The sequence below is a fragment of the Brevundimonas sp. MEB006b genome (assembly GCF_030209705.1).
Lineage (GTDB): Bacteria > Pseudomonadota > Alphaproteobacteria > Caulobacterales > Caulobacteraceae > Brevundimonas.
Window position 1 is genome coordinate 290,954 of record NZ_JARVRL010000009.1, and the last position, 17,017, is coordinate 307,970.

A 17,017-nucleotide genomic window follows, 5' to 3' on the forward strand; every position below is an offset into this window, starting at 1 on the left:
GGTATGGCGTGCGGTCTCAGCCGCAACATCGCGCGATGGCGGGCGGCGTCGCCGTAGAACGGGGGGTGATCTTCATGGCCTCTCCAACCGCAAGGTCGGGGAGGTCCCGGCGGTCATGGCCATATCAGGGCGAAGGTGCGGCGGGTCAATCGACGCAGGCGGCCATGTTTCTTGGCAGCAGTCAGTAGGAAATCTATTGCCACGCAAAATGGGGCGCTCCGAAGAACGCCCCATTCGAGTAGGATATCAGTTGGCTTAGAAGTTGTAGCTCAGACGGCCGTAGAAGAAGCGGCCGTTGAAGCCGTAGGGCGAGTAGCTTGGATAGCCCACCGAACCGGTCGCGCCGTTGATGTTGGTCGGCGTGGCGGTTGGATATTCGTCGGTCAGGTTGTTCACGCCGACAGCGAGCGAGACGCCGAACGGCAGGGTGTAGCGGCCCTCCAGATCCACCAGCAGCGCGTCGCCCGTTTCGTAGTCCAGGGTGGCGTTGTTGTTGGCGACCAGAACGCTGTCGTAGCTGGTGCCTTTCAAGGTCGCCCCGAAGTCGCCCAGCGACCAGTCCACGCTGGCGACGATCTTCTGTTCCGGCGTGCCCTGCTCAAACGACAGTTTGGAAGAGCGGTCGAACAGGAAGGCGTCTGACGGGGCAATGGCCAGGTTGCTGGGAACGGCAGGCGTCTTGGTCACTTCGGTGGAGTTGAAGTTGCCCGCCAGCGTGAAATCGAACCGCCCGAAATCCTGCTGTGTCCGATAGCGCGCCACGACATCAACGCCGCTGGTCGAGGTGTGGACACCGTTCAGGAAGAACCGCGCGCCGGTGACGCCGAACGGAGCGAGCAGCGCCTGAATGGCAGCCGTGGATTGCGCCGTCTGGCTGGGCCGCGACACGCCGAGCGTCTCGGAATAGATGATCCTGTCAGCGACATCGATGCGGTAGGTGTCCACCGTCAATTCAAAGCCTTCATGTCGGAAGACCGCGCCAAGCGAGTAGTTGGTCGAGGTCTCGGGCTCCAGCGGCTTTGAGCCCAGGGCGATCGCGATGGGATCGTCGACCCGGTACGAGCCGTTCTGCTGCAGCACCACGCCGCCTGCTGTCGCGACAAGGTTGGTGGCGATGTAGCTGAAGTACTGTTGCTGAAGGGCTGGCGATTTGAAGCCCGTCGAAATGGCGCCACGCAGGGCGAAGGCCTCGGTGAAGTCGTAGCGGCCCGAAATCTTGCCCGTGAACTGATCGCCGAAATCGGAATAGTCCTCGTAGCGCCCGGCCAGGCCGACACTGAACTGTTCGGAGAATTTGCCCTCCAGGTCGATGTAAGCGCTGATGTTGTTGCGATCGACATCGACCGCATTGGATGGCGCAAAGCCAGGGAAGCCCTGCGATCCGGCGCCGCCGGCCGTGACGGGGCCCTTGTTGTAGGATGTCGGCTCGCCTGCAGTGACGTTGAAGTCCTCGCGTCGGTATTCGACTCCGAAGGCGACGTTGAGCGGTTCATACAGGTTCGCTTCGATCTGTTTCACCGCATCCACGCCGATGGTCAGTTGACCGTAGCTGAGGCCGCCGGCGTCGAACTGGGTCTGAGACGCGGCGCCATAGGAGGCGTTCAGGGAGTTCAGGACGCGATAGTCCAACTCGTTTCGGCCGTACCCGACCGAGATATCCCAGTCGAAGCCGGCGGCGGGGCCTTTCAGGCCGCCGTATATATTGTAGTCGTCGATGTCAGCGGCGATGATTGGCAGGAAGCCATTGGGATAGATGGCGGTGACGTTGTTTGAGTTGTTGAAGGCGCGGGCGGTCGCCGCAGCCTCGGACTTGCGCTTCTGATAGCCGCCGAAGGCATAGGCTTCCCATTCGCCGCCAAGCGGTTTTCCGGCGTTGAAATAGCCGGTGTAGGCTTCTGTATAGGGATCGCCGAAGCGACCAATGACGGTGGTCGCACTGCCTCCGTTGACCGCAGTGGTCGCCGCGTAGTCGGAGCGATTGGTGGGCTGGCGTTTCTGGACTTCGCCCGAAAGGGTCAGGAAGCCGTCGCCAAACAGGGGCAGGCCGACCCAGCCGGCGAGCGAGGTCTGTTCGCCGTCGCGGCGGCTGTGCTCGCCGCGCGCGGTCGTGAAGTCGGTGTCGTAGATGCCGTAGTTGGCGGTGATGCCGCCGCCGCTCGACGCCTGGCGCAGACGCAGATTGATGACGCCGGCGATGGCGTCGGCGCCATATTGCGCCGAAGCGCCGTCACGCAGGACTTCGACCGAGCCAAGGCTGATCGACGGAATCGTATTCAGGTCGAAGGCGGTCGAGCCACGGCCAAGCGCGCCGTTTACGTTCACCAGGGCGCCGACATGGCCGCGCTGACCGTTGATCAGGACAAGGGTCTGGTCAGGAGCAAGACCGCGCAGGGTTGCCGGACGAACGTGATCGGAGCCGTCGGAAATGGCGGGACGAGGGAAGTTGATGGACGGGGCGGTGGCGGCGAGGGCGGCGGCCAGCTCTGTGCCAGTGCCCTGTTTCGCCAGAGTTTCGCCGGTGATGACATCGACGGGCGCGACGCTGTCGAGCCGGCTGCGCCCAACGGTGCGCGTGCCGGTGACGACGATCTCATCGACATCGGTGGCTTCACTTGGCGGAGGGGTTGTCTGGGCGAACGCCGATGAGGCGATGAAGAGCGCGCTGGTGGAGGCAAAGGCCAATAGGGCCTGACGACCGTATCCGATTTTCATTGATAGTCCCCGACGATGCACGACAGCCCTCTGTGTCGGCGCTCGGCAGGCCGTCATGCCGTCGCCCTCGGTCGGCGTCTCGAAAAGCGCAATAATTTTGCGCGTATAATCGAAACGCAGGCCTCAATTGCAGGCTGTGACCGCAATGTGACGACGTCAAGCAAGCTTAATGTCTAGACATCCATTTGATAGATCAATGATCTGGGTTTGTTGTAATCTTGTCATAGGTCAAGGTGACGATCGGCCGTGCGGTGGATGCCGTTCACGCGCAGCAAAAAGGGCGCGTCCCTTGCGAGACGCGCCCTTGATGTCGTTGGGGATCCGGTCGGATCAGGCTTCGTCGCCGAAGCCTTCTTGTTGACCGGCGCCGCCTTCGATCAGTTCCTGAGCCGATTGCTCGGCGGCCTGGCGCTCATCGTCGAACTGGCTGCGGATCACGTCCTCGCCCTTGGCTTGGCGCTCGGCCTCGTCCATCGAGCGGGCGATGTTGATCTTGACCGTGGCGCGGACCTCGGCGTGCAGGCGAACCGGCACTTCGTGGACGCCCAGGCTCTTGATCGCCGTGTTCAGGACGACCTGCGAGCGCTCGACCTTGCCGCCTTCGGCCTGGATGGCCTCGGCGACGTCGCGACCGGCGACTGAACCGTACAGGTGACCGGTTTCACCGGCCTGACGGATCATGACGTAGGTCTGGCCGTCGATCTTGTCGGCGACCTTCTGTGCGTCGGCCTTGTTCTTCTCGTTGCGCTGCTCGATGGCGGCGCGGTCGAGTTCGAACGCCTTCAGGTTGGCGGCGGTGGCCCGGCGGGCCTTGTCGCGCGGCAGAAGGAAGTTACGGGCGAAGCCGTCCTTGACGGACACGACGTCGCCGATGGCGCCGAGATTCTCGACGCGTTCAAGCAGAACGACCTTCATCTCACTTCACCACGTAAGGCAGGAGGGCCAGATAGCGAGCGCGCTTGATGGCCTTGGCCAGTTCACGCTGCTTCTTCTGGGAGACGGCGGTGATGCGCGAAGGCACGATCTTGCCGCGTTCGGAGACGTAACGCTGCAGCAGCTTGACGTCCTTGTAGTCGATCTTCGGCGCATTGGCGCCCGAGAACGGGCAGACCTTGCGGCGACGATAGAAGGGGCGGCGGCCGGCGGCGCCGGAGCCCGCCGGTGCGCCCGGGGTCGGGGCGGTGGTATCGGTCATGTTCCGGGTTCCTTATTCGGCGTCGGCGGCGGCGTCGTCGCGCGGGGTGCGCTCGCGCTCACGCTCGCGTTCACGCTCGCGGCGGGCCAGCAGCGGCGACAGTTCCAGGTCGAGTTCCTCGACGCGGACGGTCAGCCAGCGCAGCACGTCTTCGTTGATCGACAGCTGACGCTCGACTTCGGCCATGGCGGCCGGAGGGGCGTCGACGGCCAGCAGCGAATAGTGAGCCTTGCGGTTCTTCTTCACGCGGTAGGTCAGGTTGCGCAGACCCCAGTATTCGATCTTTGCGACCGAGCCGCCACAGGCGACGATCAGATCCTTGATGGTGTCATTCAGCGCTTCGGCCTGTTGCGCCGAGATATCCTGGCGCGTCATGACCGTGTGCTCGTAAAGAGCCATGCGGTAGTCTCCCTTGTGGGCGTCGGCGCGGAAACGACCGGGTAAGTCGGTCTCCACGATGGCTCCTGGCGCGGCGGCCGGACCGAACGTCCAACCCTTTGGTGCTCCGCGACAGGACCGAAGCCCTGGAAAGGCGGGGCCTATAGGCGAAAAGGGGCGAGGAAGCAAGGATGGCGGCAGACGCTTGTGGCGCCCCGCGACCCCGCCTAAACCAGCCCCATGCCGAAGCTGACGTCCGCGGTCGATCCGCAAAGCCAAAAATACAAGTCCCTGCACGCGCACAACAGCGCCTTGGTCGCCGAGTTGCGCAACCATGTGGCCAAGGCCGCGCGCGGCGGGTCCGACAAGTCGCGCGACCGTCACGTCGCTCGCGGCAAGCTGCTGCCGCGCGACCGCGTCGAGCGCCTGCTGGATCCCGGCTCGCCCTTCCTGGAGATCGGGCAACTGGCTGCGCACGACATGTATGACGGCGAGGCCCCGGCGGCGGGCGTCATCGCCGGCATCGGTCGGGTCTCGGGCCGCGAGGTCATGATCGTCTGCAACGACCCGACGGTGAAGGGCGGCGCCTATTTCCCCATGACGGTGAAGAAGCACCTGCGCGCCCAGGAAGTCGCCGAGCAGAACCGCCTGCCGTGCGTCTATCTGGTAGATTCCGGCGGGGCCAATCTGCCGCACCAGGCCGAGGTGTTTCCCGACCGCGACCACTTCGGCCGCATTTTCTTCAACCAGGCCCGGATGAGCGCCAAGGGCATCGCCCAAATCGCCTGCGTCATGGGTCTGTCCACCGCCGGCGGGGCGTACGTGCCGGCCATGTCTGACGAGACGATCATCGTCAGGAACCAGGGCGCCATCTTCCTGGCCGGGCCGCCGCTGGTGAAGGCCGCAACCGGCGAGGTCATCTCGGCGGAGGAACTGGGCGGGGCGGAGACCCACGGTCGTCGCTCGGGCGTGGTCGATCATGTGGCCGAGAACGATGAGCACGCGCTGGAGATCGTGCGCTCCATCGTCGCCAATCTGAACACGACCAAGGCCGTCGAGATGGATGTGCGCGAACCGCGCGCGCCGGCCTTCGACCCAGAGGAGCTGTACGGCCTGATCCCGGACGACGTCCGCGCCCCCTATGACGTGCGTGAGGTCATCGCCCGGCTGGTGGACGGGTCGGAGTTCGACGAGTTCAAGAGCCTGTACGGCTCGACCCTGGTGTGCGGGTTCGCGCGCATCTGGGGCTATCCCGTCGCCATCCTGGCCAACAACGGCGTCATCTTTTCCGAGAGCGCCCAGAAGGGCGCGCACTTCATCGAACTGGCCTGCAAGCGCAAGATTCCGCTGCTGTTCCTGCAAAACATCAGTGGCTTCATGGTCGGCGGGAAATACGAAGCGGGCGGCATCGCCAAGGACGGCGCCAAACTGGTGACGGCCGTGGCCTCGGCCGAAGTGCCCAAGTTCACCGTCCTGATCGGCGGGAGCTTCGGAGCCGGAAACTACGGCATGTGCGGCCGGGCCTATTCGCCGCGCTTCCTGTTCACCTGGCCCAACAGCCGGATCGGGGTCATGGGCGGCGAGCAGGCCGCCAGTGTGCTGGCCACCGTGCACCGCGACGCCGAGACTTGGTCCCCTGACGACGCCGAGGCCTTCAAGGCGCCGATCCGCCAGAAGTATGAGGACGAGGGCAATCCCTATTACGCCACCGCCCGCCTGTGGGACGACGGCGTCATCGATCCGGCCCAGACCCGTGATGTGCTGGGCCTGGCCATCAGCGCCAGCCTGAACGCCCCCATCCCGGAGACGACGTTCGGCCTGTTCCGGATGTAACCTATTGGTCCGCGCCTCGTTGTGAGCGGACACGCAGTTTGGAGACCCCCATGGCCGATCAACCGACCGAAGCCGACCTCAACGCCCTGGACGTCACCCACGCCGAGGCGGCCGAGATCAACAGCATCGCCCAGCCGCTGGTGCCCGATGCGGCGCCGGACGCCGACGATGATCTGGTGCAGATCGATTCGACCACCGACGGCGTCGTCTTCGTCACCATCAACCGTCCGCAGAAGAAGAACGCCTTCGACGCGGCGACCATCTCGGCCCTGCACGAGGCGTTCGAAACGCTGCACGGCGCGGACCGGGTGCGGGCCGTCTTCATTCGGGGGGCGGGCGGCACCTTCAGCGCCGGGGCCGATCTGAACTGGATGCGCGACGCCGCCGGCTGGTCCGAGAGCGACAACCGCGACGACGCCATGGGCCTGGCGAAAATGCTGAAGGCCCTGCACGACATTCCCGCCCTGACGGTGGCGGTGGTCGAGGGCAACGCCATGGGCGGCGGAGCGGGCATCGTCGCCGCCTGCGACATGGCCGTTGCGGTCGAGGGTGCGCGCTTTGCCTTCTCCGAAGTCAAGCTGGGTCTGATCCCGGCGACCATCGCCCCCTATGTCGTCGAGGCCGTCGGCGCGCGCCGCGCTCGCCAGCTGTTCCTGACCGCCAACGCCTTCGACGCCGACTACGCCGCCCATGCCGGCCTGATCGACTTGGTCCTGCCGGAGGGATCGGTGGACGAGTTCATCTCGATGCTGAGCGACAGCCTGACCAACAATGCGCCGGGCGCGATGGGCGAGGCCAAGCGACTGGTCAACGACATCGCGCACCACAAGATCGATAACGGTCTGATGGATGAAACCGCCAAACGCATCGCCCGCGCCCGCGTATCGGACGAAGGCCGCGAGGGCGTCGCCGCCTTCCTGGAAAAGCGCAAGGCCAGCTGGACGGTCTGATTGCGCTGATCGGCCGCCGGAAACGGCGGCCGATTTCACGCGTAGTTGAAGCTGATCGAAATCCGGTCGGCCTTGGCCAGATTGGTCGGCACCTCGTGCCGCAGCCAGCTTTCCCACATCAGCACCGTGCCTGCCTGAGGCTGCAGATAGACGAACGGCCGCTCGGCCTCGCTCGCCTCATCCGTCACCGACGGTCGGGCCATCATGAAGGGCAGGCGGGGATCTTCCAGCTTTAGCGATGAGGCGCCGTCTGGCACGTCGATATAGACGGTGCCGGACAAGAAGGCGTGCGGGTGGATGTGACCCGTATGGCCGCCGCCGGGCTTCAAGATGTTGACCCACAAATTGTCGAGGCGGGGTTTGCGGGCCAGGTCGAAGTTCAGCGCCTTGGCGTAGGCGACGGCATGGCGATCCAGATGGCGCTTCAGCTCCGCGAACTCGGGGAACCGCTGGGGCAGGTCGTTCAGCGATCCGTAGGAGGTGTAGCCGCGATAGGCGTTGGCCTTGCACCACCGGCGGCCGGCCTCGTCCTCCTCGGCCATCATCCGGATGACGTCGATCAGCTGTGCGTTGAAGTCGGACCAGCCACGCCCTTCGGCGAGGGAGGCTTCATAGACCTGGGTGACGAAGAGGGGGCGCAGGGACATGGAAGGGGCTTAACGCCTGCCGCGTCGCGTGAGAAGGGTCGTGCTCTGCCTCTCGCCTGATGCGCACGATCCGGCTAAGACCGCTTCATGTTCAAGTCCGTCCTTGTCGCCAATCGCGGCGAAATCGCCTGCCGTGTCTTCCGCACCGCCAAGCGGATGGGGATTCGCACCATCGCCGTCTATTCCGAGGCGGACGCCAACGCCCTGCATGTGCGCGAGGCCGACGAGGCGGTGCTGATCGGACCGGCGGCGGCGCGCGAATCCTATCTGGACGGCGCCAAGGTGCTGGCGGCGGCCAAGGCGACGGGGGCCGAGGCGATCCACCCCGGATATGGCTTCCTGAGCGAGAACGCCGACTTCGCCGAGGCCGTCGCGGCGGCGGGCCTGATCTGGATCGGGCCGGACCCGTCCTCAATTCGCGCCATGGGCCTGAAGGACGCGGCCAAGGAGCTGATGATCCAGGCCGGGGTGCCGGTGACGCCGGGCTATCAGGGCGCGGATCAGTCGGAGGAAACCCTGACGGCCGAGGCGGCGCGGATCGGCTATCCGGTGCTGATCAAGGCGGTCGCGGGCGGCGGCGGCAAGGGGATGAAACGGGTCGATGATCCGGCCGATTTCGCCGCCGGTCTGGCCAGCGCCAAGCGGGAAGGGGCGGCGGCCTTCGGCGACGACCGGGTACTGATCGAACGCTACATCACCCGCCCACGCCACATCGAGGTGCAGGTGTTCGGCGACAAGCACGGCGAGGTCGTCCACCTTTACGAGCGCGACTGTTCGCTGCAACGCCGCCACCAGAAGGTGATCGAAGAGGCGCCCGCGCCGGGTATGAGCGAGGCCGTGCGCGCCGCCGTGACCGGGGCCGCGATCAAGGCGGCCCGGGCGGTCAACTACGTCGGGGCCGGGACCATCGAGTTCATCGCCGACGCCTCGGACGGGCTGAAGGCGGACGGCGTCTGGTTCATGGAGATGAACACCCGACTGCAGGTCGAGCATCCCGTGACCGAGAGCGTGACGGGCGTCGATCTGGTCGAATGGCAGTTCCGCGTCGCGGCGGGCGAGCGGATCCCCCTGAAGCAGGATCAGATCCAGCTGAACGGCTGGGCCATGGAGGCGCGGCTGTATGCCGAGGATCCGGCCAACGGCTTCCTGCCCTCCATCGGCAAGCTGGAGCATTTCGTCACGCCGGACGGCATCCGCGTCGATACCGGCGTGGAGCAGGGCGGCGAGGTCAGCCAGTTCTATGATCCGATGATCGCTAAGCTGATCGTGCATGAGGACACGCGCGAGGCTGCGGCGGCGCGGCTGGCCGAGGCGGCGGGCGAGGTCGAGGTCTGGCCGGTCAAGGCCAACGCCGGGTTCCTGAAACGCTGTCTGGAGCATCCGCGTTTCGTCGCGGGTGACGTGGACACGGGATTCATCGCGGCGGAGGAGGCGGCGTTGCAACCGCAGCCGTCCGACGAAGCGACGCTGGCGGCCCTGACCCTGATTGCGGAAGCGGCGGCGGATGCGGTCGAGGCGCGTTCGGACCGGTTCAGCCCTTGGGGCGGCCAGCCGGGCCTGTCCTATGGCGTGCGTCTGAATGCGGCGGCGCAGACAACCGTCTGGGCTCACGTCGACGGTCAGGGCGTGTCCGCTGCGGTGACGCCGGTCGAAACGGGTTGGCGCGGTTCGCAGGGCGAACTGGCCCACGTCGGGTTCGATCAGGTCCAGGCCGGGGATCGCCTGTTCGGCTATCAGACGATCGACGACGGTTTCGTCCTGTTCGTCGATGGCGAGGCGCGTCGCGTCACGCCCTATCGCGCCGCCGTGGGGTCCGGCCCGGGCGCGGTGTCGGATGGTTCGCTGCGCGCGCCCATGCCGGGCAAGATCGTCGCGACGCCGGTCAAGGCCGGCGACGCCGTCACCAAGGGTCAGCCGGTCGTGGTGCTGGAAGCCATGAAGATGGAACATGCCCTGACCGCGCCGTTCGACGGCGTGGTGGAAAGCGTCGCGTCTCTTGGCGATCAGGTCGTCGAGGCGGCCGTGCTGGCGGTGGTGAAGGCGAACTAAAGCCCCACGCCGCCGATCGGGCGCGTCACGATTGTATCGCCCCATAGCGCGATCAGGCCGAGCGCTGGACGCATCACTCTGGATTCGCGGATCGTGTTGAACCAGGCATCGTGCGAGGCCTTGCTCATCCAGACCTCTGTGACGAGCAGGGCGTCGGCGTCATTCACATCGTGCGCCACGACGTAGCTGTGGCAGCCCGGTCGCTTCACATTGGGGTCCAGCAAACAGAGGCCTAGTTCGTCGCGGCGGCCGGCATGGGCCGTCAGGCGGGTAATCAATCCGTACATACTGGTCCTAAACGCGCTGGGCGAGCTGAGCGGCGCGCGATCATAGCTAGCCCCTTTAGATTAAGAATCTGGCCAATGCGCCTAAGGGGCACTACGTGGGCGCCATGCCGCTTCACATGATCAAGCTGGGCGTCGGGGTGCCGGACGTCGAATGGCTGGAGGCCCGCGCCGCCCGGGGCGGGGCGCTCGTCGTCCACACACGCATGACGCCGAAACGGGCGATCGAGATCGAGGACGGCGGCTCGCTTTATTGGGTGGTGAAGGGGACGATCATCTGTCGCCAACCGGTGCTGGACATCACAACCTTGGGCGAGGGCAAGCAGAGCCGCTGTGAGATCACGCTCGAACCCAAGGTCATCCGCACGGCGCCCATGGCCCGGCGACCCTTCCAGGGCTGGCGATACTTCGCGCCCAAGGATGCGCCGGTCGATCTGACCGACATCGACGCCGGCGAGGCTCCTGAGGAACTGGTGCGTCAGCTTCGTGAATTGGGCGCCTGGTAGGCCAAGCCCTCAACGTTTTTGGGAGTTGACCCCGGCGGGTCGGCGTGGCCTGTGCCGCGTCCGATGATCGCGCTCAGCCCCCAGACCCGTACCGCCTTCCGCGACCTGCTGAATCTGGCATGGCCGGTGATCCTGGCGCGCATCGGCATCATGACCATGGGCCTGACCGACGCCATCGTGGTGGGCAACTATTCCAGCCAGGAACTGGCGTTCCATTCGCTGGCCTGGGCGCCGACGTCGATCGTGGTGACGACGGCGGTCGGTTTGATGCTGGGCGTGCAGGTGATGACGGCGCGGATGCTGGGCGAGGGGCGTCGGCACGCTGTCGGCTCGGTGCTGCGTCGCGGCCTGACCTATTCGTTGCAGATCGGCGTGGTGTCGATGATCGCCCTGATCGCCATTGGCCCGTGGGGACTGGGCAAGCTGGGGCTGGAGGACGGTCTGGCGGAGGGCGCCGGGCCTGCCCTGGTCGTCTTCGCCCTGTCCATGCCCTTCTATCTGATCTCGGTGACGGGCCAGTTCTTCCTGGAGGCTCTGGGCCGGCCCAAGCCCGGCATGGTGGCCATGTGGGTGGCGAACGGGGTCAATCTGGTGCTGAACATCGTGCTGGTCCCGGACCTGCTCGGCTTCGGCTTCGACGGCGCCTTCGCCTCGGCCTGGGCGACGTTCGGGGCGCGGGCGGCGCTGGCGATCTTTCTGGTGATCTACATCCTGCGTCTGCCCGAGGCGCGGGCGCTGGGCATCTTCGACAAGCCCGAGCGCGATCCCAAGGCCGCGCGCGAACAGGTCAAGGTCGGCCTGGGCGCTGGGGCCTCCTACTTCATTGAGGTCGGGGCCTTTTCGGGCTTCACCTTCTTCGCCGGTCAGATCGGCACGGCGGAGACGGCGGCCTGGGCGGTGGTGCTGAACGTCTCGGCCATCGTCTTCATGCTGCCGATGGGGCTGTCGTCGGCGACGGCGGTGCTGGTGGGCCGCAGCTATGGCGCCGGCGACGGGCGAGGGGTATTGCGCGCCGGGTTGGTTGGGCTGGGCGTCGTGACGGCCCTGACCTTGGTGGTCGCCCTGCTGGTCTGGCCCAGCGCCCATCTGATCGTTGGCGCCTATAATCGCGATCCGACCCTGCTGGCCATCGCCGCGCCGGCCCTGGTGCTGGCGACCCTGTTCTTCGTCGCGGACGGCATTCAGGTCGTGGCGGCCCAGGCCAACCGTGCGGCGGGCGATGTCTGGTGGCCCACCATCATGCATTTCGCCGCCTATGGGGCGGTGATGATGCCGCTGGGCTGGGTGCTGGCGCACCAGATGGGCGTCAACGGCCTGGTCTGGGCGGTGGTGATCGCCAGCCTGGCGTCCTCGACCCTGCTGACCGGGCGTTTCATCCGTATTGCGCGCCGTCTGCCGCAAGGCGTTTGAGGAAACGGCGCCGCCGCTCTATATCCCTGCGCTTCCCCGAACACCTGGACGATCATGGCCCGCATCCTCATCACCTCGGCGCTGCCCTACATTAACGGCATCAAGCACCTGGGGAATCTGGCGGGCTCGATGTTGCCGGCCGACGTCTGGGCGCGGTTCAAGCGGGCTCAGGGTCATGAGGTCCTCTATATCTGCGCCACCGATGAGCACGGCACCCCGGCCGAGCTGGCCGCCGCCGCCGCCGGCCAGGACGTGCGGACCTATTGCGACGAGCAGCACGAAATCCAGAAGGCGGCGGGTCAGGCGTTCGGCCTGAGCTACGACTGGTTCGGCCGGTCGTCGAACCCGCAGAACCATCGCCTGACCCAGCACTTCGCCGAGGCGCTGGAGAAGAACGGCCTGATCGAGGAGCGGGTGGATCGGATGATCTATTCGATCGACGACGCCCGCTTCCTGCCCGACCGCTATGTTGAGGGGACGTGTCCGCACTGCGGCCATGTCGGCGCGCGCGGCGATCAGTGCGACAACTGCGGACGCCTGCTGGATCCGACCGACCTGATCGATCCGTATTCGTCAGTGTCGGGCTCCAAGAACCTGGAGGTGCGCGATACGCGTCACCTCTATCTGCTTCAGACCAAGATCGAGCCGGAAATCCGCGCCTGGGTCGACGGCAAGACGGGCTGGCAACAGCTGGCCAAGTCCATCGCCTACAAACATCTGGACGAGGGGCTTATCGACCGGGGCATCACCCGCGACCTGGCCTGGGGCGTGCCGGTGATCAAGGACGGCTTTCCGCGTCCCGGAATGGAGGACAAGGTCTTCTACGTCTGGTTCGACGCCCCCATCGAATACATCGCCGCGACCGAGGAATGGGCCGAGGCGACGGGTGGGTCGTGGCGTGACTGGTGGCGTCTGGACGAGGGGGCAGAGGACGTTCGCTATGTCCAGTTCATGGGCAAGGACAACGTCGCCTTCCACACCGTGTCGTTCCCGGCGACCATCATCGGCTCGGGCGAGCCGTGGAAGACGGTGGACCAGCTGAAGGCCTTCAACTGGCTGAATTGGTACGGGGGCAAGTTCTCCACCAGCCAGAAGCGCGGCGTCTTCATGGACCAGGCGCTGGAACTGCTGCCGGCGGACTACTGGCGCTGGCGCCTGACGGCCTATGGGCCGGAGCACGCAGATTCGGCCTTCACCTGGGAGGATTTCCAAGCCTCGACCAACAAGGACCTGGCGGATGTGCTGGGCAATTTCGTCAACCGCATCGTCAAATTCGCGGAATCCAAATTCGACGGCGTGGTGCCCGAGGGCGGCGAGGCCGGGCCGGTCGAGATCCAGCTGGAGGCCGACATCAAGACCGCCGTCGCCGAGGCGACCGAACAGCTGGAGGCGATGGAGTTCAGAAAGGCCGCTGTCGCCATTCGCGCCGCCTGGGTGCTGGGCAACGAGTATCTGCAGGTCGCGGCGCCCTGGACGGCGCTGAAGACCGATCGCGACCGCGCGGCGGTGGGGGTGCGCACGGGTCTGAATCTCGTCGCCTTGTTCGCGCGTCTGGCCGCGCCGATCCTGCCCTTCACCGCGCCCAAGATCGCGGCGTCGGTTGGGGTGGACGACTTGAGCTGGCCTGGCGCCGACGAGGATTTGCTGAACCGTCTGCCTGTGGGCGGCAAGGTGGAAGCTCAGGGCGTCTTGTTCGCCAAGATCGAGGACGCCCAGGTCGCGGAATGGTCCGAACGCTTCGGTGGCGCGGACGCCTGATCCGAAGGGGATAAGCGATGACGCCGACCCTGACGTCCCTGACCGACGTAGCGCGCGCAGCCATTCGTGAGCGGTTGGCGCGCACGGGGCGGGCGCAGATCGACGGCGTCCTGGCCCCCACGGACGCGCAGGCGCTCTACGACGCGGCGACGCCCGTCGATTACAATGTCGTGACGCGACGCGGGACCGGCCATGTCGATCTGCCCGCCGCCTGGCTGGCTTCTCTGACGCCGGATCAGAAACAGGCGCTGGGTCAGGCGGTGCAGGTCTCGGCCCAGGCCGACTTCCAGTATCTGTACGACAATCATCCGATCTACGATCTGGTCCAGGCGGGGCAGGCGGCGCCGGTGTGGGCCGATCTGTTGGCCTTCCTGAACGGCGAGGCCTTCCTGGGCTTGATGCGGGACGTGACAGGCGAGCCGCGGCTCGCCTTGGCCGATGCGCAACTGACCCGTTATCGCGCCGGCCATTTTCTGACCGAGCATGACGATCACGCCGAGGGCAAGAATCGCTTCTTCGCCTATGTGCTGAACCTGACGCCGGTCTGGCGGATCGAGTGGGGCGGCCTGCTGGCCTTCCATGGTGCCGACGGCAATGTGGCGGAGGCCTTTACGCCGCGCTTCAACACCCTGAACCTGCTGAAGGTGCCGACGCCCCATTCGGTGACGCAGGTCGCCCTGTCGGCGGCGGCGGACCGGATTTCGGTCACAGGCTGGCTGCGCGGTCGCTGATCAGTCCTGCTCGGCGAACACGACCGTAAGCCCCGCCGCATTCCAGGCCTGGATGCCGCCGGTCAGGTTGAACAGCGGCTGGCCCGCGGGACCGGTCGGCCCGACGAAGGCGCAGACCTGGTGGCTGCGGCCGCCCTTCAGGCATTGAACGATGATCTTCTTGTCGGCCGGAAGGTCCAGCGCCTCCCATGCGGCGGGCATCTGACTGAGCGGGGCCAGGATCGCGCCGTCGATGCGGGCGGCGGCGAACTCGTCCGGCTCGCGCACATCGATCAGCACCGCTTCGCCCGCCTGCAGCCAGGCGGCGGCCTCTTCGACGGTGACCGTGGCGACGGTCATGGCGCGACCGTCGGTTCGGCGGGCGCCGGCGTTGGGCTGTCCTCTGTGCGCTTCTGGCCCAGATGTTTGGCCGCTTCCTCGGGACCGATCTCAAGGAAGGCGGGGGCCGAGGCGTTGAACTCGTCCATATGGCCGGTGCGCACCACCACTTGACGGGCGCCGTCCCAGATCATGTGCAGGGCGACATAAAGGACGACGACCAGACCGATGTAGCCGATCCAGCTGAAGCGGTGCAGAAGCTTGGCGATATAGGTGGCGGCGACGCCCATCAGGGCGATCGACAGGACCAGGCCGAAGACCATGATCCAGGGGTGTTCGTGCGCGGCGCCGGCGACGGCCAGCACATTGTCCAGCGACATGGTGATGTCGGCGACCATGATCTGAAGCAGGGCGGCGCCGAAGCTCTTGCGCTTCAGGCCCAGTTCCTCGGGCGACGGACCAGAGCCGTGCTCGATGCTCATGGCCAGTTCGAGTTCCTTTTCGGCCTCGGCCTGGTCGTGCGTCGCCTGCTCGCGCAGTTCGCGCCACATCTTCCAGCACACCCACAGCAGCAGCAGGCCGCCGGCCAGCAACAGGCCGACCAGAGCCAGAAGCTGCACGGTGATCAGCGCAAAGCCGATTCGCATGATGACGGCGGCGGCCAGGCCGATCAGAATGGCCTTCTTGCGCTGGTCCTGGGGCAGGGCGGCGGCGGCCAGGCCCACGGCGACGGCGTTGTCGCCGGCCAGGACCAGATCCATCAGCAGGACCTGGCCCAGGGCCGTGGCCTGGCTGGCGAGTTCGGGAGACGAGAGGAATTCCATTTCCGCTCCTTAGCCTCGGTGCGGCGTTCTGTCAGCCGCGTTGCGCGCGCGCCGCTTCATAAAGCGCGACCGCCGCCGCATTGGAGACGTTCAGGCTCTCGAATCCGCCAGGCATGGGGATCTTGGCCAGAACATCGCAGTGTTCAGCGACCAGACGACGGATGCCGTCGCCTTCGGACCCCATGACCAGAACGGTCGGCTGATGATCCAGCGCTTCTTCCAGCGTCTGTTCGCCCGTTCCGTCCAGGCCGACGGCGCGCCAGCCCAGATCGGCCAGACGCTCCAGCGCACGGGACAGATTCGTGACGCGCGCATGGGGCAGGCGTTCGGTGGCGCCGACGGCCGCCTTGGCCAGGGCGCCGGCGAGGGCCGGAGCATGCCGGTCCTGAACGATGATTCCCCGCGCGCCGAAGGCCAGGGCCGATCGGAAGATGGCGCCGACGTTCTGGGGGTCGGTCAGTTGATCCAGCATGACGATGACGCCCTCAGCCGGATCGGCCAGCTCTTCCAGCGACACGCCCTCCAGCGGTTGGACCTTGAAGGCCAGTCCCTGATGCACGGCGCCGGGGGGCAGCATCCGGGTCAGGGCCTGGATTTCGACCACCTCGATCTTATGGCCGTTTGCGAGAGCATTGTTCTCGATCTCGGCGGCGCGCTCGGCCGTGGCCAGCAGACGACCCATGCCGCGACGGGCGGGATTCGCCAGAGCGGCCAAAACCGGATGTCGGCCCCACAGAAAATTATCGGCGTCCGACTTGCCGCGATCAAGCGAACGGGGCTGACGAGGGGTTTCCTCGCGCCTGCCAAACCCTTGCGCAGCGGGCTTCTGGGCCTTGTCGCGGGGGCCGTCGGGACGGTTTCCGAAGACTGGTTTTTTACCGCTTTTACGGTCGTTGCGTTCTGATTTCGACGACACTATAAGACGCCCTCCGATTTGGAGCCCCAAGGGCTTTCGGGTCTGGGCGCCCCCTCTATCCTAGAGGAGGCGACAAGCCGAAGGCTTTTGTTTCGTCCCGCTTCTTTATGGGCGGAAACGAGGGGTCCGACGGTTCGACAAGGCGCGCTGGGGGAATGTCCCGAGTGGCAAAGGGGGGGGACTGTAAATCCCCTGCGTAAGCTTCGAAGGTTCGAGTCCTTCTTCCCCCACCACGCGCCTTGACGGATACGACGGATCAGGACGACGGAGAGGAACCGGCTGCGGCGTTCCGAAAGAACTTCCGCAGTCTCCGCGCGGGTATAGCACAATGGTAGTGCAGCAGCCTTCCAAGCTGAGGATGTCGGTTCGATCCCGTCTACCCGCTCCAGGTTTTTAAAAGATCAGCATCGCGCCCCTCCGCTGACGGACCCGGGCCATCAGGAGTTTGGCCATGGCCAAGGAAAAGTTCGAACGGACGAAGCCGCACTGCAACATCGGCACGATTG

16 protein-coding genes and 2 tRNA genes are annotated in these 17,017 nt (G+C 65.9%); 9 read left to right on the forward strand and 9 right to left on the reverse strand.

Annotation, left to right across the window (positions count from 1 at the left end; translation table 11 throughout):
* Window positions 1-255: 255 nt before the first annotated feature.
* The 4 genes from QRN13_RS14395 to rpsF all read right to left on the reverse strand — a co-directional run bounded on the left by QRN13_RS14395 (window position 256) and on the right by rpsF (window position 4,306).
* Window positions 256-2,712 (reverse strand): TonB-dependent receptor plug domain-containing protein, encoded by a 2,457-nt coding sequence (locus QRN13_RS14395; protein WP_284878450.1) that lies wholly within the window; start codon window positions 2,710-2,712, stop codon window positions 256-258.
* A 330-nt stretch (window positions 2,713-3,042) separates the two neighbouring features.
* Window positions 3,043-3,627, reverse strand: coding sequence for a 50S ribosomal protein L9 (gene rplI, locus QRN13_RS14400; RefSeq protein ID WP_055754943.1), 585 nt, complete (start codon window positions 3,625-3,627; stop codon window positions 3,043-3,045).
* 1 nt (window position 3,628) lies between these two features.
* Entirely contained in the window at window positions 3,629-3,907 is a 279-nt protein-coding gene (gene rpsR / locus QRN13_RS14405) for a 30S ribosomal protein S18 (protein ID WP_008259463.1), read from the reverse strand.
* A 12-nt stretch (window positions 3,908-3,919) separates the two neighbouring features.
* Window positions 3,920-4,306, reverse strand: a complete 387-nt coding sequence (gene rpsF, locus QRN13_RS14410; RefSeq protein ID WP_284878464.1) for a 30S ribosomal protein S6 — start codon at window positions 4,304-4,306, stop codon at window positions 3,920-3,922.
* Window positions 4,307-4,525: 219 nt separating this feature from the next.
* Between rpsF and QRN13_RS14415 the strand changes: the two genes are divergently transcribed.
* Window positions 4,526-6,118, forward strand: coding sequence for a carboxyl transferase domain-containing protein (locus QRN13_RS14415; RefSeq protein ID WP_284878451.1), 1,593 nt, complete (start codon window positions 4,526-4,528; stop codon window positions 6,116-6,118).
* A 50-nt stretch (window positions 6,119-6,168) separates the two neighbouring features.
* Window positions 6,169-7,068: an enoyl-CoA hydratase-related protein gene (locus tag QRN13_RS14420; protein WP_284878452.1), complete on the forward strand. Its 900-nt coding sequence runs from the start codon at window positions 6,169-6,171 to the stop codon at window positions 7,066-7,068.
* A gap of 35 nt (window positions 7,069-7,103) precedes the next feature.
* Here QRN13_RS14420 and QRN13_RS14425 read toward each other — a convergent pair whose 3' ends face one another.
* The gene (locus QRN13_RS14425; RefSeq protein ID WP_242076764.1) at window positions 7,104-7,715 is read right to left on the reverse strand and encodes a TIGR02466 family protein; all 612 of its coding nucleotides are present in this window, start codon (window positions 7,713-7,715) and stop codon (window positions 7,104-7,106) included.
* Between the two features lie 87 nt (window positions 7,716-7,802).
* Here QRN13_RS14425 and QRN13_RS14430 point away from each other — a divergent pair, with 87 nt between their 5' ends.
* Window positions 7,803-9,764 carry an acetyl/propionyl/methylcrotonyl-CoA carboxylase subunit alpha gene (locus QRN13_RS14430; protein ID WP_284878453.1) on the forward strand — a complete coding sequence of 654 codons (1,962 nt, stop codon included), beginning with the start codon at window positions 7,803-7,805 and terminating at the stop codon, window positions 9,762-9,764.
* Here the strand turns inward: QRN13_RS14430 and QRN13_RS14435 are convergent.
* Entirely contained in the window at window positions 9,761-10,051 is a 291-nt protein-coding gene (locus QRN13_RS14435; RefSeq protein WP_055754938.1) for a putative quinol monooxygenase, read from the reverse strand. The two genes, QRN13_RS14430 and QRN13_RS14435, sit on opposite strands and share 4 nt — an antisense overlap.
* Before the next feature lie 104 nt (window positions 10,052-10,155).
* Between QRN13_RS14435 and QRN13_RS14440 the strand changes: the two genes are divergently transcribed.
* From QRN13_RS14440 to QRN13_RS14455, 4 genes are read left to right on the forward strand one after another with little or no spacing between them, the layout of a single operon-like run.
* Complete coding sequence (locus QRN13_RS14440; RefSeq protein WP_284878454.1) at window positions 10,156-10,554, forward strand: DUF1489 family protein; 399 nt, start codon at window positions 10,156-10,158, stop codon at window positions 10,552-10,554.
* Window positions 10,555-10,605: 51 nt separating this feature from the next.
* Window positions 10,606-11,964, forward strand: coding sequence for an MATE family efflux transporter (locus QRN13_RS14445; protein WP_284878455.1), 1,359 nt, complete (start codon window positions 10,606-10,608; stop codon window positions 11,962-11,964).
* A 54-nt stretch (window positions 11,965-12,018) separates the two neighbouring features.
* Window positions 12,019-13,722 carry a methionine--tRNA ligase gene (gene metG, locus QRN13_RS14450; protein WP_284878456.1) on the forward strand — a complete coding sequence of 568 codons (1,704 nt, stop codon included), beginning with the start codon at window positions 12,019-12,021 and terminating at the stop codon, window positions 13,720-13,722.
* Between the two features lie 17 nt (window positions 13,723-13,739).
* The gene (locus QRN13_RS14455) at window positions 13,740-14,453 is read left to right on the forward strand and encodes a 2OG-Fe(II) oxygenase (protein ID WP_284878457.1); all 714 of its coding nucleotides are present in this window, start codon (window positions 13,740-13,742) and stop codon (window positions 14,451-14,453) included.
* Here QRN13_RS14455 and QRN13_RS14460 read toward each other — a convergent pair whose 3' ends face one another.
* From QRN13_RS14460 to rlmB, 3 genes are read right to left on the reverse strand one after another with little or no spacing between them, the layout of a single operon-like run.
* Window positions 14,454-14,792 (reverse strand): rhodanese-like domain-containing protein, encoded by a 339-nt coding sequence (locus QRN13_RS14460; protein WP_284878458.1) that lies wholly within the window; start codon window positions 14,790-14,792, stop codon window positions 14,454-14,456. It abuts the gene before it with no gap.
* The gene (locus tag QRN13_RS14465) at window positions 14,789-15,595 is read right to left on the reverse strand and encodes a TerC family protein (protein WP_284878459.1); all 807 of its coding nucleotides are present in this window, start codon (window positions 15,593-15,595) and stop codon (window positions 14,789-14,791) included. The genes QRN13_RS14460 and QRN13_RS14465 overlap by 4 nt, the downstream gene beginning before the upstream one ends.
* A 31-nt stretch (window positions 15,596-15,626) precedes the next feature.
* Window positions 15,627-16,511, reverse strand: a complete 885-nt coding sequence (gene rlmB, locus QRN13_RS14470) for a 23S rRNA (guanosine(2251)-2'-O)-methyltransferase RlmB (protein ID WP_284878460.1) — start codon at window positions 16,509-16,511, stop codon at window positions 15,627-15,629.
* 149 nt (window positions 16,512-16,660) lie between these two features.
* Between rlmB and QRN13_RS14475 the strand changes: the two genes are divergently transcribed.
* Window positions 16,661-16,744, forward strand: a tRNA-Tyr gene (locus tag QRN13_RS14475).
* Between the two features lie 81 nt (window positions 16,745-16,825).
* Window positions 16,826-16,899 (forward strand) — tRNA-Gly (locus QRN13_RS14480).
* The last annotated feature ends 118 nt before the right edge of the window (window positions 16,900-17,017 follow it).